Source organism: Hornefia porci, assembly GCF_001940235.1.
In the GTDB taxonomy this organism is placed as follows: domain Bacteria; phylum Bacillota; class Clostridia; order Peptostreptococcales; family Anaerovoracaceae; genus Aminicella; species Aminicella porci.
Genome location: NZ_MJIE01000001.1, coordinates 2,273,076 through 2,294,343, shown reverse-complemented (window position 1 = coordinate 2,294,343; position 21,268 = coordinate 2,273,076). Strand labels below are relative to the sequence as shown.

The 21,268-nt window shown below is 53.8% G+C and carries 20 protein-coding genes and 1 other RNA gene; 9 read left to right on the top strand and 12 right to left on the bottom strand.

From position 1 onward, the window contains the following. Nucleotides 1-111: 111 nt before the first annotated feature. Genes BHK98_RS10635 through BHK98_RS10625 form a run of 3 tightly spaced genes read right to left on the bottom strand, consistent with a single transcriptional unit; the run spans nt 112 to nt 3,204 of the window. On the bottom strand, nt 112-669 hold the full coding sequence (locus BHK98_RS10635) for a TetR-like C-terminal domain-containing protein (protein WP_075714122.1): 558 nt from the start codon (nt 667-669) through the stop codon (nt 112-114). A gap of 45 nt (nt 670-714) precedes the next feature. Further along, nucleotides 715-1,986 (bottom strand): dynamin family protein, encoded by a 1,272-nt coding sequence (locus tag BHK98_RS10630; protein WP_075714120.1) that lies wholly within the window; start codon nt 1,984-1,986, stop codon nt 715-717. 60 nt (nt 1,987-2,046) lie between these two features. Further along, nucleotides 2,047-3,204 (bottom strand): CynX/NimT family MFS transporter, encoded by a 1,158-nt coding sequence (locus BHK98_RS10625; RefSeq protein ID WP_083628255.1) that lies wholly within the window; start codon nt 3,202-3,204, stop codon nt 2,047-2,049. A gap of 437 nt (nt 3,205-3,641) precedes the next feature. Here BHK98_RS10625 and BHK98_RS10620 point away from each other — a divergent pair, with 437 nt between their 5' ends. Both BHK98_RS10620 and BHK98_RS10615 read left to right on the top strand, forming a co-directional pair. Continuing rightward, complete coding sequence (locus BHK98_RS10620; protein ID WP_075714118.1) at nt 3,642-5,336, top strand: hypothetical protein; 1,695 nt, start codon at nt 3,642-3,644, stop codon at nt 5,334-5,336. A gap of 37 nt (nt 5,337-5,373) precedes the next feature. Next, on the top strand, nt 5,374-5,757 hold the full coding sequence (locus BHK98_RS10615; protein ID WP_075714116.1) for a DUF488 domain-containing protein: 384 nt from the start codon (nt 5,374-5,376) through the stop codon (nt 5,755-5,757). A 58-nt stretch (nt 5,758-5,815) separates the two neighbouring features. On the opposite strand, the gene BHK98_RS10610 is transcribed toward BHK98_RS10615, so the two are convergent. The 3 genes from BHK98_RS10610 to BHK98_RS10600 form a co-directional block, all read right to left on the bottom strand. Then, nucleotides 5,816-6,967 (bottom strand): cation diffusion facilitator family transporter, encoded by a 1,152-nt coding sequence (locus BHK98_RS10610; RefSeq protein ID WP_245796874.1) that lies wholly within the window; start codon nt 6,965-6,967, stop codon nt 5,816-5,818. Nucleotides 6,968-7,028: 61 nt separating this feature from the next. Continuing rightward, the gene (locus BHK98_RS10605) at nt 7,029-7,508 is read right to left on the bottom strand and encodes a MarR family winged helix-turn-helix transcriptional regulator (RefSeq protein WP_281247624.1); all 480 of its coding nucleotides are present in this window, start codon (nt 7,506-7,508) and stop codon (nt 7,029-7,031) included. Then, complete coding sequence (locus tag BHK98_RS10600) at nt 7,505-8,050, bottom strand: glutathione peroxidase (RefSeq protein WP_075714114.1); 546 nt, start codon at nt 8,048-8,050, stop codon at nt 7,505-7,507. Before BHK98_RS10600 ends, BHK98_RS10605 begins: the two co-directional genes overlap by 4 nt. 376 nt (nt 8,051-8,426) lie before the next feature. Between BHK98_RS10600 and BHK98_RS13240 the strand changes: the two genes are divergently transcribed. The 6 genes from BHK98_RS13240 (at nt 8,427) to ssrA (ending at nt 14,159) form a co-directional block, all read left to right on the top strand. Continuing rightward, nucleotides 8,427-9,119 carry a metallophosphoesterase family protein gene (locus tag BHK98_RS13240; protein ID WP_083628253.1) on the top strand — a complete coding sequence of 231 codons (693 nt, stop codon included), beginning with the start codon at nt 8,427-8,429 and terminating at the stop codon, nt 9,117-9,119. Nucleotides 9,120-9,201: 82 nt separating this feature from the next. Continuing rightward, the gene (locus BHK98_RS13235; RefSeq protein WP_083628250.1) at nt 9,202-9,570 is read left to right on the top strand and encodes a hypothetical protein; all 369 of its coding nucleotides are present in this window, start codon (nt 9,202-9,204) and stop codon (nt 9,568-9,570) included. Then, nucleotides 9,567-11,948, top strand: a complete 2,382-nt coding sequence (locus BHK98_RS10590) for an ATP-binding protein (protein ID WP_075714112.1) — start codon at nt 9,567-9,569, stop codon at nt 11,946-11,948. The genes BHK98_RS13235 and BHK98_RS10590 overlap by 4 nt, the downstream gene beginning before the upstream one ends. Nucleotides 11,949-12,054: 106 nt before the next feature. Next, complete coding sequence (locus BHK98_RS10585) at nt 12,055-13,074, top strand: zinc-dependent alcohol dehydrogenase (RefSeq protein WP_075714110.1); 1,020 nt, start codon at nt 12,055-12,057, stop codon at nt 13,072-13,074. A gap of 69 nt (nt 13,075-13,143) precedes the next feature. Further along, nucleotides 13,144-13,632 (top strand): prolyl-tRNA synthetase associated domain-containing protein, encoded by a 489-nt coding sequence (locus BHK98_RS10580; RefSeq protein WP_075714108.1) that lies wholly within the window; start codon nt 13,144-13,146, stop codon nt 13,630-13,632. Between the two features lie 167 nt (nt 13,633-13,799). Continuing rightward, nucleotides 13,800-14,159, top strand: a transfer-messenger RNA (tmRNA) gene (ssrA, locus tag BHK98_RS10575). A 326-nt stretch (nt 14,160-14,485) separates the two neighbouring features. On the opposite strand, the gene BHK98_RS10570 is transcribed toward ssrA, so the two are convergent. The 3 genes from BHK98_RS10570 to BHK98_RS10560 all read right to left on the bottom strand — a co-directional run bounded on the left by BHK98_RS10570 (nt 14,486) and on the right by BHK98_RS10560 (nt 16,977). After that, nucleotides 14,486-14,758, bottom strand: a complete 273-nt coding sequence (locus BHK98_RS10570) for a type II toxin-antitoxin system RelB/DinJ family antitoxin (RefSeq protein ID WP_075714106.1) — start codon at nt 14,756-14,758, stop codon at nt 14,486-14,488. A 204-nt stretch (nt 14,759-14,962) separates the two neighbouring features. Beyond that, entirely contained in the window at nt 14,963-16,480 is a 1,518-nt protein-coding gene (locus BHK98_RS10565) for a PH domain-containing protein (protein ID WP_075714104.1), read from the bottom strand. Beyond that, nucleotides 16,477-16,977, bottom strand: coding sequence for a PH domain-containing protein (locus BHK98_RS10560; RefSeq protein WP_075714102.1), 501 nt, complete (start codon nt 16,975-16,977; stop codon nt 16,477-16,479). Before BHK98_RS10560 ends, BHK98_RS10565 begins: the two co-directional genes overlap by 4 nt. A gap of 467 nt (nt 16,978-17,444) precedes the next feature. Between BHK98_RS10560 and BHK98_RS10555 the strand changes: the two genes are divergently transcribed. Next, a complete protein-coding gene (locus BHK98_RS10555; protein WP_075714100.1) occupies nt 17,445-17,822 on the top strand; it encodes a desulfoferrodoxin family protein in 378 nt (125 codons plus the stop codon). A 220-nt stretch (nt 17,823-18,042) separates the two neighbouring features. Here the strand turns inward: BHK98_RS10555 and BHK98_RS10550 are convergent, their stop codons facing one another. The 3 genes from BHK98_RS10550 to BHK98_RS10540 all read right to left on the bottom strand — a co-directional run bounded on the left by BHK98_RS10550 (nt 18,043) and on the right by BHK98_RS10540 (nt 21,251). Then, complete coding sequence (locus tag BHK98_RS10550) at nt 18,043-19,701, bottom strand: nucleoside kinase (protein WP_083628245.1); 1,659 nt, start codon at nt 19,699-19,701, stop codon at nt 18,043-18,045. A gap of 200 nt (nt 19,702-19,901) precedes the next feature. Next, a complete protein-coding gene (locus BHK98_RS10545; protein WP_075714096.1) occupies nt 19,902-20,093 on the bottom strand; it encodes a hypothetical protein in 192 nt (63 codons plus the stop codon). Nucleotides 20,094-20,156: 63 nt separating this feature from the next. Next, nucleotides 20,157-21,251 (bottom strand): hypothetical protein, encoded by a 1,095-nt coding sequence (locus BHK98_RS10540; RefSeq protein WP_075714094.1) that lies wholly within the window; start codon nt 21,249-21,251, stop codon nt 20,157-20,159. Between the last annotated feature and the right edge of the window lie 17 nt (nt 21,252-21,268).

Below are 21,268 nucleotides of genomic sequence, written 5' to 3'. Positions count from 1 at the left end.
TAAAAAATACGTTTCTGCTTTTCAGCATAGTGCCCTCTGATACAGCTTTCAATAGACAATTTTCTTCCGCCTGCCGCAAAACAGGACAGCCGGCGGCAAATGTACAATATTTCACCGTTTTGCGACTCTGTCGAGCATTCCCTCCAGCGTGCCGTCCAGCAGCACAAACAGCCGGTCCAGCTTTTCTTTGTACTCCGGCTTCATCCCTCCGGCTACCCATTCCGTGATGATGCCTACAAGACTGAAGGTCGCGATATCGATCACAAATTCCAGATCCTCCTCGCTGATGATCCGCGTGCCCTCAACCTGCCTCACCAGGTCGCTGATCGCAGGTCTGGCCAGCTTCTGCATGAATTCCTCCAGCTGTCGTCTGTTCAGGGAATAATACGCATTCATGACAAAGGATTTTTCCTCCAGGAGCCCTTCCATCAGATCTGAAATTACTTCCCGCCAGTTCTTCGCGTCGATGCCGTCCGACAGATATTTCTGCGCCTCCTGTGTGAAGATCCATTCCACCAGATCGTAGACGTCATGAAAATGATAGTAAAAGGTCTGACGGTTGACGCCGCAGTCATCTGTAATATCCCGCACGGTAATTTTATTCAGGGTTTTCTTTTCCAGCAGCTTTTTCAGTGACGCCGCCAGGGCTTTTTCTGTCAGAAGTGACATGGGTTACCTCCCCCTTCAAATCGCATATGTATTATAATACCTCGCCTATGTCTGACTCAGATCCTGCGCCAGACTGTCACGGATGCGCCGCAGCTCCCGGAGCAGCCGGTTGATGGCGTTGATCCTGTGGCATACCGTATAGGCGTTTTCCTCCCGGTAGAGCAGAATCCGGTCCAGCGTCTGCTTCAGGTCGCTGCAGAGTTCTTCTGTTTTCTGCACAAAGGTCTGTCGGTCCATATCCAGAATTCCCAGCTTCAGCATATCGATATCATAATGATATTCCATTCCGAAAAGCTCCTTTACCCTCCGGGAAAGCTCCATCTTGTATTCATTGAGATGAAGATGAAACCCGCCTTCGCACGCAGCGGCTCTGGCACGGATGTCCGTCATCGTCTTTTCGATTTCCTCGAACCGCCGGTCCAGCTCTTTATACTCCATATTCATGGCTTTCCAGTAAAAGTCCAGCTGTTCCACGGCCCGGTCGATCACATCAATCAGTTTCTTGGCCGTGGACATTTCCATAATCGAGCGGGCCTGCTCTCCCAGATCAGCCTGAATCACCGCCTTCAGTTCCTCCACGCCTTCTCCGGTCCGGGCGCTCACCGGAAATATCCGAATCTCCTTCTCGCCCATCAGCTGCTCCAGAACGCTCTCACAGTACTTCAGGTACTCCCCCAGATCCGCCGGACTCACGGTATCGATTTTGTTGACTGCGAAATAGAACCGGGCCGCGAAATTTCTGGTGTTCCGCAGAAAGTCGATTTCAATCTGATTGATTGGGCTGTCCACCGACAGAAGAAAAATCACCGCATCGCTTTCCTTCATGTGGTCGTAGGCCACCTCAGTGTTGTTTTTGTGAAAGGATCCCACGCCCGGCGTATCTACAAAGGTCAGTCCGCTCTTCAGAAAGCCGGATGGCGCCTGAAGCACGACCTCCGCAACCCCAAGCTCGTTGTTCCGGTTCTCCTGCTCGCTGATGAAACGATGCAGGTCAGACTCAGGGATCTCTTCACATATCCCGTTCTCATAGCGGACCTCTACCCGCCGCTCTCCGTATTTCACGCGGGTGACTGCGCTGGTAATGGGTACAATTCCCACCGGCAGCACATCTTCTCCAAGGATGCGGTTAGAGAGTGCGCTTTTGCCTCTCTTGAACTGGCCGACAACGGCTACCGTCATATCCTGGTCCTCCAGTTTCTCCAGGAGAGTCCGCGCAGCCCGAGCCTGTCCCCGAACCGCTTCATCCTCCGACAAAAGCCTGTACGCCCGGGCGGCTTTCTCCCGCGTCGTCATTTCTCTGATTGGTTTTTCTAACATTCCACTCCCTCATCTCTCGAAAAATCTATTCGATATTATATCATCTTTCACCTCAGAATGCTATCCTACATATTTTTCCTGTCCGATGTACGCCCCCAGAACGGCCAGCACCCCGCAGACCGCCAGCATGATCCACATCGCGGGCTCCCATCTGCCGGCCGCATCATAAATCGCCCCGAACAAAACGGGGCCGACACAGGCGATCAGGTATCCGACCGACTGTCCGAACCCGGACATCAGCGCAGCTGCCGATGCACTTTCCGTATGAAACACAAACATCAGCATGGAATAGCTGAAGCATGCGCCCTGACAAAATCCGCAGAACAGAATCACCATCCAGACTCCGGCAGCTCCGGTTCCGAAAATGAGAAACAGCATCCCGGTGCCGTAAAGGATTCCGAGAAACCCGCCGAACCGCACTTTGTTCACACAGCGCTCCGCAATGACGGGTGCCGCAAATGATCCGATCAGCCCGGCAAACAGGTACAATGAGTTGTAGAATCCTGCCGCGTCCAGACTGAATCCGCGACTCTGCAGAATCGTCGCGAACCAGGCAACAAAGGAATAGAATATCAGAGACTGCAGCCCCATATACACACCTGCCGCCCAGGCTACAGGAGAGCGCAGCACCGCAGAAAATGTGCTGCTCCGCGCCCCCTCGCAAAGACGTATCCTCCGACATGGGATCCAGGACATCATTGCAAGTACGGCAGGAGCCGCCCATACCGCAAGAGCCGTTCTCCAGCCTGCGCATTCTGCCAGTGGCACACTGACGCCTCCCGCGATCCCGGACATCACCGACATTACCGTAGTGTATATACCGGTCATCTCGCCGCTGCGCTCCGGAAAAAAATCTTTTACCACGGCAGGCACCAGCACATTACCGATTACGATACCGCCGCCCAGAATCACGGTTCCGGCAAACAGCCCTGCTGTTCCGAGGAACGATCGGATCAGAATCCCCGCAATCATCAGTCCGGCGCCCGTCACCATGACGCGGCCGGCGCCGTATTTTCTTCCAATCAGACCCATGCATGCAGACAAAAGTCCAAATGTAAGCAGAGGAATACTGGTCAGAAGCCCGGCGCTGCCGCTGCTCAGACTAAGTTCCTCTTGAATCATGCCGACAATCGAACCTGTACCCGTGAAAGGCGCGCGCAGGCAGCAGGCGATCAGAATCACCGCAGCGACGGAAACCGTCGTCCGAATCTTTTTCAATTAAACTTCCTCCTGCTTACAGGAATGTTTTCATTCCGTTATTTTCGCTGTTCTTCATTATATCACAGACCGGGGCGGCCGCAAGTCCAGCCGCAAAGCCGGGCGCGAATCCGGGCAGAACCGACCCGCGAGGCGGCCGCAAGGCTGTTCGCGAAACTGTCCGCAGGAACGGCTGCGCGTTCGTCTTAAGGCTGGCGCAAGCTGCCCTCAGGGTCTTCCTCAAGTGCGAATAAATCCTTTAAAAAAAACGCGGAATATAGTATGATATCTATAACCAACATCTGTGAGTTAAGCCCGCGTCGAACTTGACGGAAACTGACACGCCGACAGACAAGACAACGAGACACAAGACAATAATTCAGAAGCAGCGCCGCTGAGCACGCATTAATCAGACAACAGCCGGACGGCAGCGCCAATCTGTTCTGGAGGATAATAAAATGAAAGAAAAACTGTACCTCACAGACAGCGAAGTCATCATGAACTTCGATCTGTCCTATCCTGAAACAAAATCCAATCTGATCAAATCCGCCGAATTTCAGGCGGTGGTTCGCCAGTTTCTGCGCAAACTGCAGAAAAAAGACGAAAAGCTCTGTGCCTGGGCCTGTCCCGACGGGAACGAGGACGCCGCAGTGGAAAACATCAGCAAAACCGCACGGGAGCTGCTGGTCTTCGACATCGACGAGGCGGACTCCTCTCTGGTCCGGAACCGCGAAACCGCACTGGAATTCGTAGAGCGCCTTTACGATTACTGGAGAACTCTGGAGCGCTATTCCGTGACGACGAACCGCAGAGGCGACGCGGAATCCACGGCCTTTGTATCAAACGACTCCGCCTTCAACCACCTGATCATCAACACATTCCGCCGCATCGAGCAGACTCTGATGGGCCGCCCGAACAAGGTTTTCCGTCAGCAGAACGCAGGCACGAACGCCAGTCTGGCCTGCTACCGGCACGATTCCTTCCGGCTCAGCGACAGATACGCCGTGCTGAAAAACGTGCTGTTCATCGACTCGGTCATGATGCGGACGCCGATGATCCTTCACCCGAAATCAAACAAACGGGAATGGCCCTTTGAGGAAGTCTCCGTCAATCCCATCACGACCTTCGAAGGAAATCCGGATATCTACTTCTGTTTCCCGGCCAAGGTGGGAACACTGACCATATTCATCTATTTTCACCGTGATTTCATGTCGAACGGCGTCAGCTGCGCCAATCTGTTCGAAATCGCCACGCAGGAGGAAGCCTCCCGCAAGCCGGACTGCATCCTGATTTTCGGGAACCGCGACAACAAAGACAAGTGCACCTTCTATCACGATACCGAAGAAGATCTCTGGGTCGGCAGCGTTTCTTACAGTGACAAAATCTCCTACTTCGGATACATGAAGAAAACCGTTCTCACCCTGCACAATGTCGCGATGATGCAGCGCGGACGGCTGCCCATCCACGGGGCGTTCGTCAACATCACACTGGAGAATGACAAAAAGAAGGGCATCTGTCTCATGGGCGATTCCGGCGCAGGGAAGTCAGAAACCATCGAAGCGCTGAAAAACCTGGGCAGTGACAAAATCAAGAACATCGAAATCGTCTTCGACGATATGGGAAGCTTTCAGATCCGGGATGGCAGAGTCTATGCACAGGGAACGGAAACCGGCGCCTTCGTCCGGCTGGACGATCTGGATCCGGGAACCCCGTACCGGGATATGAACCGCTCGATTTTCTTCAATCCGGACCAGTCTAACGCCAGAGTCATCACACCGGCAGCGCCCTATTCGGTCATCACCGATCTGCACCCGGTAGATCTGTTCGTCTACGCCAACAATTACGACGACATGACCGGAATGCGCCGGATCGAGGACATCGAGGAAGCCAAGGAAATCTTTATCCGGAGCAGGCGCATGGCCAAGGGGACCACGCAGGAAACCGGATTCTCCGAGACCTATTTCGCCAATCCCTTCGGTCCCATGCAGCAGCGGGAAATCTGCCGCGGAATCATCGATGATGTGTTCCGGTGTCTCGCAGATACAGGCGTCTTTGTCGGAGAGGTGTATACAAGACTGGGACGGGATCCGGAGGATCGCGCCGGTATCCAGACCTCCGCGCAGGATCTGCTGGATTTCATTGAAAATAACTGACGTCTGCTGAACCGTTTCAGAAGGGAGATACTGCCGGATGAATGAGATTTTATGTAAACGAATATATGACGCTCCGGAGCCCGACGACGGCTTCCGCGTGCTGGTGGACCGTCTCTGGCCCCGAGGCGTAAAAAAAGAGACCGCCGGGCTTGATTTGTGGGCAAAAAAAATCGCGCCGACAGGCGAACTGCGTAAATGGTTCGGTCACGATCCTGAGAAATTCCGGGAATTCTGCGACCGATACTGCCAGGAGCTGGACGAAAATCCGGATGCTCCGGATTTCGTCCGTCTCTGCAGCGAAACACTTCTTCATGAAAACATCACTCTTCTGTATGCGGCGAAGGATCCGGCCTGCAACCATGCGCTGGCACTCCGGCGCTGGCTGCAGGAAAGTCTTTCCGCACAGCGGGAACATGATTGACGGGCCCGCTCCGGGATATCATTGAAGACGCAGTCTTTGTGAACTGATGCCGCGGGAATCAGTCCGATATATCCACATCTGAAACAATGCTCACACGGAAATCCGGATAAAGCTTCCGGATTTCTTCCGTTAATGCCTCTACGCCCTCCTGTCGGTCTATTTCGAAGCTCATCACCACATCAAAGCGCATCTCTTTGTTCTCCATGTCCACGAAAAATCCATGAAGCTGCAGCGCCCAGTCGTGGGACAGAACCGTCTCCATTACACGGTTGCGAATCCCGGCCGCCTCGTTATCTCCGGTATTATAGGAATAGACCCCCACGCCGGTCAGGATGACTCCGGTCTCCGCATAGATTTTCTCCTGAACCCTGCGGGTCAGCACATCCACCTCCTCCACCGTCATCGTGTCCGGAAGCTCCAGATGCACCGAACCGTAATTTTTATCCGGTCCGTAATTATTCAGAAACAGATCGTATGCGCCGCGCACCTCCGGCTCCTCCGACAGCAGGCGTTTGATCCTGACCGTGGTCTCGGGATCCGCCCGCTTCCCCAGAATGTCGTTCAGCGTATCGATCATCATCTCGACGCCGGCCTTGATGATCACCGCGGAGATAACAGCGCCTACCCACGCCTCCAGCGACACTCCCGTCGCAATATACAGAAGCGCGGACAAAAGAACAGAAAGAGACAGAACCGCATCGAACTGTGCGTCCGCACCGGAAGCGGTCAGAGCTCCGGATTTCGCATCCCTTCCCTTTTTCTTTACATAGCTCCCCAGTATCAGCTTCACAAGAACCGCCACTACGATGATAATCAGCGAAACCATCGTATATTCCGCCTTCACCGGATGGATGATCTTGCGGACAGACTCCACGGCTGAAGTGATTCCGGCGTACAGCACGATTGCCGACACGATCATGGCGCTGAGATACTCAATCCTGCCGTATCCGAGCGGATGCTTCTTGTCCGGAGCCTTAGACGCCAGCTTTGTTCCCACGATCGTAATGACCGACGACAATGCGTCGGACAGATTGTTCACCGCATCCAGAAGAATCGCGATGGAATTCGACATGATTCCCGCCGCGGCCTTGAACGCCGCAAGGAACACATTCGCCAGTATTCCGATCACACTTGTGCGGACGATGATCCTGTCCCGATCCTCTTTTTTCTCCATAAGATTCTGCGGAACTTTATTCTCTGAATTTCCCATATATTACGCCTCCCCGGCAATCGACGGCGCTCCCCTTACAGGGCCGCCGCCGTTTTTATTATTAATCTCCCAGTAATTTATATAACAAAGCATACAGCGTCCGTGCGTCCTCCGGCGTAAAATCCGCCGGCATGCATCGCCTCATTTCGGCGGGAACCCTGCCCGCCCCGTTCTTCAAATCGCGGCCCTTGTCTGTCAGGGTGATCTTGACGCGCCGCTCATCCTCCGCACTCCGGTTCCTCTCCACCAGTCCTGCTTTTTCCATCTTCTTCAGCAGAGGCGTCAGGGTTCCGTTATCCAAACGCAGTCGTTTTCCCAGTTCCCCCACAGTGACATCGTCCCTCTCCCACAGTGCCATCATTACGATATACTGCGTGTAGGTCAGACCCAGCGGTTTCAGCAGCGGGGTGTAGGCGCCGACCACGCTCCGAGCGGCGGCGTAGAGCGGGAAACAAAGCTGATTCTCAAGCTTCAGCGCCTCGTCTGCATCGGCAGCTGTATCCTTTGTCATCACTGTCTCCCGTTTACGGTCAGCGCTCATCCCAGCAGCTCCTCTACGGCCTGCCGGACATCCTGCATCTTCGCCGTGGGTTCAAACCGCGCGACCACATTTCCTTCGCGGTCCACCAGGAATTTCGTGAAATTCCACTTGATGTCCGGATTGTCCTTATAATCCTTATCGATTTTCTTCAGCATTGCGCTCATCGCCAGAGCCTTAGGTCCGTGACCGAACCCTTCAAACCCCTTCTGCTCCTTCAGATAACGATACAGCGGCAGTTCATTCTCGCCGTTCACCTCCGCCTTCTTCATCTGCGGAAATTCCGTGTTATAGTGGAGTGTGCAGAACTGATGAATTTCCTCATCGGTCCCTGGCGTCTGTCCGGCAAACTGGTTGCACGGGATATCGATGATTTCCAGACCCTTTTCGTGAAGATCACGGTGCATCGCTTCCAGATCCTCGTACTGCGGCGTGAATCCGCATCCTGTCGCTGTGTTGACGATCAGCATGACCTTCCCTTTGTAATCCGCGAGAGCCTGCTGTTCTCCGTTCGGTTTTTCCACACTGTAATCATATATACTCATTCTGTCTTCCTCCTTCTGTTTCCGGCCTGCCTCTTATCGGCCGGCGCTCGTTCCGTTGGTTTTCCCGGTTCACCGGTTCATCGGTTCGCCGACGTTCTGTTGTTTCGATTTTTATTTTGTACAAATATATTTTATCAAATATTTTTCATTTTGCAAGGGGTTTTACTGATTCTTTTTATTTTTTTGGAGTGCTCCGCCTGTCCCCCCGTCGAACGCAGCACCCCGAATCACTGAAAATACGCCGGACGGCACCCCTCTGCCCGATCAGATCCGCACAGCCCTTCCCGCCGGAGTCAACGCTCTTCCGATTGACAAAAGAACAAATGTTCGCTATACTATAGCTACAGCAAAATTCATTTGTGAAGAGGAGTTTTCAATGACGGAAGGACCGATGAACATTATTGCAAGAGCACCCGGAGCTGCCGGAAAGTCCGACGGAGAACCGCTGAAATTCATTCACTGTTCCGACCTGCATCTGGATTCCAGTCTGGAGACGAAACTGTCCGGCGAGGATGCACGCAGACGGCGCTATGAAATCGTCCGGGCCTTTGAGCGCATAGTCAGACGGGCTGAGGAGCAGCATGTGACCGGAATCATCATTGCCGGCGATATGTTTGATGCGGACATCGTCACGGCCCGAACAAGGGAAACCGTGCTGGACATTATCCGACGGACTCCGGCAATCGACTATCTGTACCTCAGCGGCAATCATGACAGCGCCGAACGTGTTTTTCCACTGCAAGGGCTCCCGGAAAACCTCCTGACATTCCGCAGTCAGTGGCAGACCTATCGTTACGGAAACGTCGACATTACCGGCGTCGAACCGGACCCGCAGAGCAGTTCCGGCTGCTTCGACGCCCTCTCGCCGGATCCGGATCAGGTCAATATCGTCACGCTGCACGGTCAGCTTTTCATCCCAGGCCGGTCCCGATCTGATTCCGCTGCCTGCTCTGCAGCACAGAGGAATCGACTATCTTGCCCTGGGCCACCTGCACAGCTACCGGCACGGAACACTGGACGAACGGGGGATTTACTGCTACTGCGGCTGCCCGGAGGGCCGCGGATTTGATGAATGCGGAGAGAAGGGCTTTGTTCTCCTGAGCGTCTCCGGAAATCATCTGGAACATACCTTTGTTCCTCATGCGCAGAGAATGCTCTTCCGCGTCCCCACCGACATCACGGACTGCCGTACATTCCCCGATATTCTGCAGCGGCTGCGGGACACGGCGGAGGGAATCCCCCCGGAAAGCCTGGTCCGGTTTATTCTGACCGGAGCGTGTGCCCCGGATGCACAGATTGATCTCCCTGCCCTGGAGCAGGAGCTTGCGCCGCTTTTTTTCTATGCGGAAATCCTTAACGAAACCTCCGTTTCCATCGATCCCGCAACGTTCCTCGGCGACGTTTCCCTGAAGGGAGAATTCATCCGAAAAGTACTCGCATCGAAGCTCCCCGAACGGGATAAAGACGCTGTGATCCGGGCCGGTCTTCAGGCGCTCGGCGGAGAGGAGATCACATTATGAGGCTGCTTCGCTGTCATATTGAAAACTTCGGCGGTCTCCATGACTGCTCTCTGGATTTCCGGGAGCATCTGACTGTCATCGACGAACCCAACGGGTTCGGAAAAACCACACTGGCGGAATTCATCACCGCCATGTTCTACGGATTCTCCAAAAAGAAACGTCACAATGCTCCCGATAATTACCGTGAGCTGTATACGCCGTGGCAAGGCGGCGTCTTCGGCGGTAGTCTGGAATTCCTGTACAGAAAACAGCCCTACCGGATTGAGCGAAGTTTCGGCGTTACTCCCCGCGAAGACCGTTTTGCGCTGTACAGCGGCAGCACAGACCGGAGATCCTCCGACTTCTCCGAAAACATCGGAACGGAGCTGTTCGGAATCGACGCCGACTCCTTCCGCCGAAGCACATATATGCCGCAGACCGCGGAAAGTTCCGCAGGCAGGAGCGCCTCCGGACATTCTCCGCTGCTCACCAATGACATCCAGAGCAAGATCAGCGGACTGGTGGAGGATACCGATGACATTAACAATTACGATTCCGCCGTCGCAAAACTCCGGGAGCTTCGGACAGGACTGCGTCCTTTCCGCGGTCAGGGCGGGAGCATCGCCGGATCACAAAGACGGCTCCGGGAGCTTTACAGTGAGGTCAGCGTCAAAGACAGTCTGAAAAATCAGATCCGCCGGCTGGAAAACGAAGCATCGGAGACAAGCTCCCGTCTCCGGGAAAATCTGCAGCGCCGGGACGCCCTCGAGCAGTCAGCTGTCCGACGTTCAGAAAGAGCTTCTGTCCGCTCCGTCCGGGAACGGGCCCGGGATCTCGAGCTGGCCTGTGAGGAGGCAGACAGACAATATGCACATGCGTCTGAAATTCTCAGCGACGACGGCTTTCCTGACGGTGCTCCCTCCGAAGATCTGCTGCAGCAGGCAGAAACGATAGTGCGGCAGATTGACCGGCTGAACAGTCAGCTTGAGCTGCTGGAATTTTCCCCGCAGGAGCAGCAGCGATACGCAGAACTGAGCAGGCGGTTCAGCCGCCCGGACAGCCCTTCCGGTCACCTCCGGACTGACTCTCCTGCTCGGGGCAGCGGGTCTCCGGACGGTTCAGCCGCCCCGGAGAACCGGGAGCAATCCGACAGACAAGCCGCAGCTTCGCCGCGCCGGCTTCGGCGGCGTCTCTCTGTTCTCCCCGGCATATGCGCAATCATCGGCGGAATCCTTCTGATGCTGCTGTCGCATCAGGCATCACTGCTCCCCGGAGGCCTGCTTGTGTTTGCCGGTATCCTTGCGGTGCTTTTCGGCTGTATCCCGTCCGTCATAGGACGCATCCCCCGCTCGCCGCACACTGAAGCCCCGGGCCCCGCCGTCGAGGATCCCGCACTGCTGGCAGAGTTCTGCGAGCTTCAGCGCCGGCTCCGACTGATCAGCGATCCGGAGGACGGTCTGCACAGTCAGATCGACCGCCTTTCCTACCGGCTTGTGCATCAAATGTCGCCGTTTCTCGACAATGCGGAGGATCTGAGCAGCGCTGTAGCAGAACTGCGGGCACAAAAAAACCGGTCTGATGCTCTCGCCGTCAGACGCCGCCAGATCACCGGCGCATTAAAAAAGAGCCGGGACGAATCCCGACAGCGACTGGAGCAATTCCGCAGGGAGCATCAGGCAGAGCTCTCAGAAAACCTCTGCGAGAAAGACGACACCCCCACAGAGATTCCCTCTGAGGAGTGCGTATCCACGCCGCAAAGCAACCCGGCAGAGACAGAGCAGCTCGACCCGGCAGCGCGGCCTGACACGACAGCGCAGCTCGACCCGACAGAGCAGTTCCACGCGCTGTCGGTCCGAATCAGCAGGGATCGTCAGCGCATCGGAGAAATTGAAAACACGCTGCGGACGCTTTATCGGCAACTGGATGAGATTCCCGCAAAGACAGACGAAATTTTTGTCCTCACCGCTCGGATCCGGGAAGAAAACCGGCAGGCAGATCTACTGGATGCAGCCATGCAGTTTCTCGCAGAAGCGAAGGATTCTCTTTCCGCACGCTATTCCGGACCGATCCTCCGGAGACTTTCGCATTATGTGAACACGCTTTCAGAAGCGGAGAACCGTCTCTATCTCGATACAGATCTGAATGTGGAGATCAGCCGCAGCGAGCAGCGACGCAGTCTGCAATATTTCAGCGCCGGACAGAAAGATACGGTCATGATCTGCCTGCGCCTCGCCCTGATCGACTCCCTCTTCAGAAACGAAAAGCCTTTTTTGATTCTGGACGACCCGTTTGTCAATCTGGATGACCGCCACATCAGAAAAGCGCTCGACCTGCTGCAGACACTAAGCAGTGAAACCCAGATCATCTACATGACCTGCAGCAGCGCCCGGCGGCCATAAGCCGGGTGAAATTTTCAACATTTATCTCATTATTGCCGATTGCAAAGTCAATGTCACTACTGTAATATGGAGTTGTCAAAACGCTGAAATCAATAGGAGAAACAATATGAAAACTGCCGTTTATCTTGGAAAAAAATCTGTCGAAGTGCGGGAAGTCCCGGTCCCCGTACCGGGGCCGCGGGATGTTGTGATTCGCAATATCTTTTCCAGTATATGCGGAACGGATGCCGCCGTCTATACTCATGGTCCGGGGACCGGTCATCGCATCACGGTCGGCGGCGAATTCGGTCACGAAACCGTCTCCGTCGTCTCTGCCGTCGGATGCGACGTGACAGACTTTCATATCGGTGACCGCGTATATCCCTATCCTCTGTACGCAAAAAATGACACTTCCCGCGCCGGAACTCTGGGAGGATTTTCAGAATACATTCTCATTCCGGAGGCAAAGCCGGAGCATTCCCTTTATCCGGTACCGAAAAAAATCTCCGATCGACTCGCCTGCCTGACGGAGCCTTTCACTGTAGGCTGCCGCGCCGCCCGCCGCTCACAGCCGAAAGCGGGCGAACACGCCGTGGTATTCGGTGCGGGGACGATCGGCATTGCCGCGGTCGCGGCTCTTCGCTATTTCGGCATAGACAAAGTCATGATCTGCGATCTGTCGGAGCTCCGGCTCGGCATCGCTGCCGGGCTCGGGTTCGAAGTATTTAATATGAGGGACGAACAAAACTTTGTTTCCAAAGCCTGCGAATATTTCGACGAAGCACCGTCGCTGACAGGAAAAACCGCCGATATCGATATCATGCTGGACGCCGACGGAGCGTCTGCGCTCCTGGACCTGTTCTTTGTACACGGAAAAATCGAAAGCCGATTCGTCTCGGTCGCGGTAAACAACACTGCCAGAAGCATCGATCTCCTTCATATGACTTATGCACAGCAGAGCATTATCGGCTCCGGAGGCTACGCGCCGGAGGATGTTCGAGACGTCTTCCGCATCATGTCATCGGAGGGCGCAGCTCTGGAAACCCTCATCACCGACGAATATCCGCTTGATGACATTGACTCTGCGATTCAGCGTGCGTCGGATCCGGAGCATGCGCTGAACGTGATCATCAACTTTTCCCTGTGAATTCATCTCGCTGAAACCGTGAACCGACTCTGCGGAGATTGCGCAGCCGTCTCACAAAGGAGGCACACCATGGATCGTTACAAAACCGTGGAAGAACATCTGAACGCACTGAACATTCCGTTTCAGCTTGTGGAACACGAAGCCGCGCTCACAACCGAACAGGCGGACCGTTTCATCGAAGGTATCGAAGGCGTAAGAACCAAAACGATGTTCCTTACGAACAAAAAGAAGACTCAGTTTTTTCTCGTAATCATGGATGACCGGAAACGCCTGGATATGAAAGCTTTCGGGGACCTGACGCAGACAAAGGGTATCCGGATGGCGTCGGAAAACAGTCTTTACGAGAAGATGCTGCTTCCGCCGGGCGTCGTATCACCTTTCGGGCTCCTCAGCAACGCGGATCACGACATCCGCGTCTTCATCGACCGGGAAATCATCTCGGCTGACCGCATGAGTTTCCATCCGAACACCAATGAGAAAACGGTTTTCCTTCGCACCGGCGACGTGATCCGGTTCATCGAATCCCTCGATTATACAGTAAACGTCGTCGATTTATGAGGCAGTAAACGATTGATGATCTGTGGATGCCTTGCGGGAGCGACTTGTGAGATTATAGGCGATTAATACTTGCGAGGCGATAAACGATTGATGATCTGTTTACTTTTTGTGAAAGTCGTGTATAATATTAGTACAAATTCAGTTCGCCATATCCGGCGGATCTTTGCGGGGGTGTAAAGGTTTCGACGGGGGTGTAGAAACAGCAGAAGCGAGCCGCAGTCGCCCAGTCTGCGTTAAAAAGGGCCGTTTAAATATAAACGCTAAAAATAATAATAACAATTTCGCACTGGCTGCATAAGCAGCGCTGCGTGTCAGCTCCGGTTTCCCTGTAGGCCGGATGCCTGGCATCGAATTATACAGGAAAACCTTACAGACTTTCCCGGATCTGCAAGGGAACAACGGGATAGCGGATCTATCAGCCTGCTGACGGGCGGACAGACGAGCGAAACCTAAACCATCAGCTGCGCTCGGAGAAACTGCTGCGGAAATGCTTTCGGACATGGGTTCGACTCCCATCATCTCCACCATTTTTTGAGGTTCAGAGGTAAAACTCTGAACCTTTTGCTTGCTCCTAACCCAGTGATTTCAAGCGTAAGCGCCGAAAGCACTGCGGTAGGTCAGCTGCAACGGTTTCCCGAATCTCCGATTCGGTTGAAACCGACTGCGCATTGCAACGAATTCCGCTGATTTCAATGGTCAGCGGATTTTTTTCGGCTCCCCTGCAAGGACGGGATCAGGCAAAAGATATACCTGACTCGTCCTCTCTTCGATTTTTCAGTATTCTATTTTTTTGAATAACTCTGAATGTGATCCGAGTCGATAAAGCATCAATACGAGCACGTCGTTTCTGAGTTCAGAAATCAAGTGCCGCTTTAAGTTCGTCCATATCGGCATAGCCTTTTACATCAGGATCTGAAGCAATCCGTCTGCCTTCTTCAATCGCTGCGGCGGTTACTTTGTTAGGAACCTCCAGTTTCAGATCAAAAGGGATTCCATTTTCTCGGATGACTGCTCTCAGGAATATATTCACTGCAGTTGTCATATTCAATCCAAGATCTGAAAAAATCTGCTCGGCTTGCTCTTTGATCTCCTTATCGGTTCTTATATTCAAATTTGTAGTCGCCATAAAATCACCTCTCTTCTGTAGTCAGTATATGCAATTATTCGTTTAATGTCAATACAATATCATTACAAACTGCACATACATGCAAACTATTACGGCAGTCAATTCCGGCTGTCGTTTTGTTTTGCCTAAAATCAAGGAGGAATTCATATGAGAGAAAAAGAATTTATGAAAATGGCGAAGCATGATGACCCATATTGTCTCAGCTTATGAGAGATCGTTCCGGACGTTTTTTTGTTCAAAACGCGGCGAATAGCATCTCGCCTCGCACATGCGGCGCGCGATCTCTTCAAATTTCTCGGTCGGGAAAGCGTCCACCGATATCGACGATCCGAACATTCCGCCAAACATCGTGAGGACTCCTTCACTGACGCCGAAATGACGCCAGATCGGCCCTCCGTCGTAGCGCATCGTCTGCAGTTTTTTGTAAAAGACCAGCGTCCGCGTCGCATCGAAGATGCCCTCCCGGATTACCACGCCATTCTCTGCCAGTGCGAGACCCGCTGTTGCGCCTGCAGACACAGAACATACCGCCGCGGCGGCAGGAACGCCCGCCGCAATCAGCAGTTTCCAGTTGAACGACAATGGAATCACAAGCCAGGCAGCCGCCATCACCGCCGACGAGATCAGCACGTAACGAACTGCGTCTATCGCCGTCAGTATCGTCCGCTTTCGTTCCCATTTCATTTGATAAAGCTGCTCATACTCCGGCAGCAGCCGGCTCACAAGCGGGGTGACTTTGTCCTTCCTCAGATAGAGGGAAAGATTACATACCTCGTCGTCATCATCACCCATCCCGATCACGGAGATTTTCAGTTCCTCGCAGCCGAAAATTCGCGCCAGAACACCCTGATTCACCGTCACGGCATGAATCTTACTGACCGGAATCGAGAAATCCCGTCTCCTGGTCAGACCGTATGCAAAGCGCAGCGAATCCTCGTGCCGCATACAGCGGAAATCATAGAGATGCAGGAAACTTTTGACGGGCGTGCCGACCAGCGACCAGACCGCCACCAGCAGCACCACCAGGCTGGTCAGAAACTCCCCGAGGCCTGAGGTATCAATACCTCGAATATCATCAATCAGCATCCCGCTCCCCAGCATCAGTCCGCCGACGCCGATCAGGAGCCCGGCAATACTGTTGGAGAACAGCGCATGGCGAAGCACCGCTCCGGTGCCATAGGAAATTCCGTTATGATACAGCTCCCGCGGATCGACCGGCACCGGACTCTCCGAGCCCATCCGGCTCATCACCAGCCTTTTAAACTCCTCCGCCTTATCCCGGGCCAGAACCAGGTCTACATCCGTATCTTCAGCCGTCGAGGCGGAATTAGTATCGATGCGGATACGATAGACGCCGAGCATCATCTGTAAAAGATTTTGTTCAAGGTTGACACTGGACACCGTCGCCAGGTCGATAATATTTTGTCTGTCAACCATAGTCGCACGATGCACAATCAGATTCGTTCCGTCAAGGATAATGTACGTCCGCCGCCAGCGCCTCACCGCAAGGGCCGCGAGGAACAAAATCATCCCGAGGATCCCCAGCAGAACCGGGCAGTACCGGGACGGGACGCCGCCGGTCGTTCGCAATTCACGAAAAAGGGTCTCCGCATCCCGCAGATTTGTCACAATGATTACAGCCAGCGCGGCCAGCACACCGGTCGCTTTGGTAATCAGAACGCTGAAATGACTGCGGTAAACAATCCTCTCATTTTCATTCATGCCCGGACCTCCTCTCCCTGAGCGATCCGGCTCACCTTGCGCTTAAGCGATACCGCAATTTCCTCCGCCTCCGCTGCCGGCAGATACTGCACATCCACGTCGCCGCCCGCAGTCACAACTGAAACCGAAGCCAGACCGTACCTCCGCTCGACAGGGCCCCGGCTCATCTCGATTTTCTGCACCCGCTCGATAGGCACGATTTCAGTCTTTTTAACAAAAACTCCGGAACGGATATTAATTTCTTCATCATCAATGGCATACCTGTACCAGTGATAAAGTATTTTCGGTGACAAAATCTTCGTCACAGCAAGCGCCACATAAAGCGCCAGCACAACGACCGCCGCAATCTGCCGATGCGGGATTCCCGGGAAAATCCATCCGAACCAGAGATCGGCCGCAACGCCAAGAAATACCACCGCATAAATCGCAATGGCAATCCCGTTAACCACGTACATGTACTTCAACGCGTTCTTCTCTAACTTTTTGTATTCTTTCATCTCGCATCCCCCCTGCTCTGACTTTCCTCCATTATGCCATGCACAGACAGCTGCGTCAATCATCCTCAATCCATGGAAATGTGCTTCTCGGGCGAGTTACGGCCGAACTCCGGCCGGGGAATTGCGTGGCAGGTCCCGAACGGGGAATTACGTGGCAGGTTCTCCCTGTCCTTCCCGGATGCTTTATGCCGGAAAGTCAGATTTGTAGGTTTTATAGGTTAATAATTAACCCACAAAACCTACAAAATTTTCTTTTTGTACAAAGGCCTTCCCGAAGAGTGTGGAGGAATCTCTCTCGCATCCTCACCGCCTCGGTTGCCGGCTCGGTTGTCGGCTCGGGTACCGCCCCGGTTGCCGCCTCATCTGCCCTCTCGTCTGAATTTTCCGCAATTGTTGCTGTTTACTTTGTGCACCGCGGGGTATATAATGGTCATACAACTTAAAGTTCTTAACAGGGAGGAAACATTATGTTAGAAATGTACAGATGCGCACATTGCGGAAATATCGTTATCATGGCTCATAAATCCGGAGTTCCCATCGTATGTTGCGGGGAGCCCATGGAGCTCCTGAAAGCAAACACTACCGATGCGGCACAGGAGAAGCACGTACCGGTTGCGACCGTTGAAGGCGACAAAGTCAGCGTCAAGGTCGGCAGCGTGGAGCACCCGATGACCGATGAGCACTATATCGCCAGCATCCTGCTGGAAACCGAAAACAGCCTTCAGGTCAGATGGCTGAAGCCCACGGATAAGCCGGAGGCAGTCTTTGCCGTCGCTCCCGGAGAAAAACCGGTTGCCGTTTACGAATACTGCACACTCCACGGTTTGTGGAAGGCAGACCTGTAAATTTACGGTTTTGCAGATGCACCAGACAGTTTATTGAAAATGCCAAAAATACCGTCCGAACATTTCGGGCGGTATTTTACTGTCTTTATTTCCTGTTTTCAACGCACTTTCCGGTGCTCCCGCGGCGTGCGGCGGACAGCGCAGGATGCACGGTCCCCTCAGACGGCGCTCCCGCAGCGAAATGCTCCGGTGCTCCCGCGGCGCGCGGCGAACCCGGCGTTTATTCGACGAAAACGCTGCCGCCGATGAATTCCCTGAGAATCGAATTGTTGACGATCACGGAATCGTCCTCGATGGGCAGGAAGAAGTTCAAAAACTTCAGAATCCGCTGGGCTTCTGCGTATTCCGGCTCATCCGGACGGATTTTCTCCAGCAGGGGCTGTGCGTATTTTTTCAGGACGGAGATTTCATAGACGTGATATGAGTTGAACAGCACATCCGCTTCGTCGCTGTAGGGGAAAATATTTTTGTCCTCGCCGGCGCGGACCTTGGGCCAGTCCGCAATGGTGCTCCGGGCGTCGTGGGCGCGGAACTGATAGTCCCGTACCATGCGCCGGAGCATTCGCTCGTCCGTCGTCGGAATCCGCACGTGCTCATCGATATTCAGCTGGGTCAGCGGACTGATGTAGATTTTGAATTTCTCCTCGGCCGGGATCTGCTCCGTCAGTTTCCCGTTCAGACCGTGAATTCCTTCAATTACAATGGGCTGGCCGTGCCTGAGTCTGGTGATGCGCTTACCGTATTCTTTTTTTCCCTCAATGAAATTAAACGTCGGCAGATCGACCTCCCGTCCTGCCAGCAGATCGTTCATGTTCTGGTTGAACAGTCCGATGTCGATGGCGTCCAGATCTTCATAATTCGGCTCGCCGTGCTCGTCCAGGGGCGTCTGGCTGCGTTCCACAAAATAATCGTCGGTTCCCATGTACAGCGCGTCCATGCCGTTGACCTTCAGCTGGATACAAAGCCGACGCGCGAATGTGGTCTTTCCGGAGGAGGACGGACCCGCAATCAGAATGATCCGTTTCTTCCGCTTCATTATCATATCCGCGATTTCCGCAATCTTCTTTTCGTGCAGTGCCTCCGAAAGCATCATCAGCTCCTTCGCCTCACCACGGACGATTTTTTTGTTCAGATCACCAACATAATCCACGCCCAAAAGACGATCCCAGCGTCCCTGCTCGTCAAAGGCCTCTGCCAGCCTGACCTGATCTTTGTACTCCGGGATCACGTCCGGGTTCGCCGGGAGCGGGAAACGGATCAGCACGCCGCCGCGGTACGACCGCAACTCAAAGTGCCGGATGTAGCCGGTTGAAGGAACCATTTTACCGTAAAAATAATCCTGATAATCCTCCAGCCGGTAGAAATCCAGATGCTCCTTCTCCGGCAGGAACTGCAGCTCCCGCAGGTTGGCGTAGCGCTTCATCTCAATCAGAAGTTTAATCCCCTCCTCCGAAGAATAGCGATGATGCTCGATGGGGATATCCTCCTCCACCAGCCGCCGCATTTCATCCTCAATCTGGTGAATTTCCCGTCCGGACGCACCTTCCAGCGCGTAGACATACAGCCCCTGATTCAGGGAATTGTCGATTATCATCTCCGTATCGCCCAGCACATGTTTAACCGCTGTCAGATAAATCAGAACCAGTCCATACTGATAAACCAGGTTCGCGGCCTGCGTCCGCACATCCAGCAGTTCCACACTGCACTCTTCTTCTATCACAAAATTAAGGTCCTGATACTCATTGCCCACCTTCGCCAGCAGGACAGTATAAGGGAGCTCATCCCTCACCTGCCTGTAAATCTCCTCAATCCGGGTTCCCTTCTTCACCTCAAAGTCCCGAAATTCGCCGCGGGGTTCCGTCTTCAGTCTGATTTTCAAGATACATACCTCCATGCCGTTCCATGTCTGACCTGATGCTATACGCTGCAGTCTGATATCCTCTGAACAAACATTATACCATAAATACCGGGACGGGGAATATATATAATTGTGAAAGTTCAACAATCGCCGGCGGGGACTTGGCATCGGATGATGCGCTGCGGTACCGCCGGCAGACTCATTCCGTTCGCGCTGCTTCGCTAATTCGACTGTTCCGGTGAATCCTTTGATCCGGAGCAGCCTTCGCTGCATTTTCCGCATTTCCCGTTCCGGTCATTTCTCCGGGACTCCAGTGCCCGGATCAGCCGCACGAGAAAATATATGACCGCGGCCGCCAGTGCTGCGGTCAGAAGTGTCAGAAGCAGCGTCTGCTGCGTAAATGTTCCATTCAACTTACTCGCCTCCATGTATCATGTTCTCTGTCTCCGGGTCGCGGCTCTGACCCGGCGTTCGCTTCATGCTGTTCTGCTTTTCCGGGTGACCTTGCCTTTGTAATTGCAGGAAAGAGCCGCGCAGGCGTAGTAATCTGACAGTTCCACCAGCTGTCCGCGCACCTTGATACCTGTCCGGATGTAGCCCTCCTGACGGCAGATCCGGGATCTGCGGCTGTCGTCATCTACGGTGTACTTTCTGTCGTGGACGGTGGAGAACAAAGTGAAGATTGAGAACTTTTTGGCGTAGTGGCTCAGGGTCTCCACGGTGCATCTCCTGCGTTTCTTGTTGTAGGTGAAACGCGCTTCCACAAAGCACTCAAAGCACTTTTTCTTCGTCCAGCTGTCATAGATTCTGGTGCGGTGAGACGCCGTCCTGGTTTTATCTCCGCCGGCGGCGAAGCACGGTTCCGCGAAAACAGCGGTCAGCCGGGAAAGGAATCCGTGTGAGGCACCAGCGCTCTCTTCCTTGCCGGTTTCCAGAATATCAAGCGCAATTTTCTCTTCATCAAATGTCACAGTCACGTTGTCATCGATATTATAGGTTGCCGGTTTCAGATTGGAATCGACTGACACGAGGTTCCCCGCTTTGGCAGCTCCCGTTGCCGGACCGGCAGATTTCGCCGCAGCCTTGGCTGTTCGCGCTGTTGATTCGGCAGATTTCGCCGTTGCTTTGGCAGCTCCCGTTGCCGGGTTTACCGACTTCCCTGCGGCTTTGACAGGCTTCGCGGCTGTCCCGGCGGTCTGCTCTGACGTCTTCTCCTCCATGATCTGCGATGCGTCATCGTAGCAGTCTTCCATAACATTTTCCATTACATCATCCACCTCGCCCGGATCTAGTCCCGAAAAATCCTCCTGCTTCAATTCCTTCACAACGTCCTTCTGATCCTTTTTGATTTCCTTCATTTCTTTTTTGTTGTAAGAAACCCGGACAGTCGTTTCCGCCTTCTCCCGTCCGCCGTCCGGGAGAAGCAGCCCGGACCGGCTTTCCTTTGTACGCGCCGATGCGGCTCCGTCGGAGGATTCCGCCGCACAGGCCGGCATGATCTGCGTCAGCGCCACACTCAAACCGATGAGACAGATCACAAACCGTTCAATCATTATCCTTCCTTTCAGCATTTTTCACACCTCCGAAA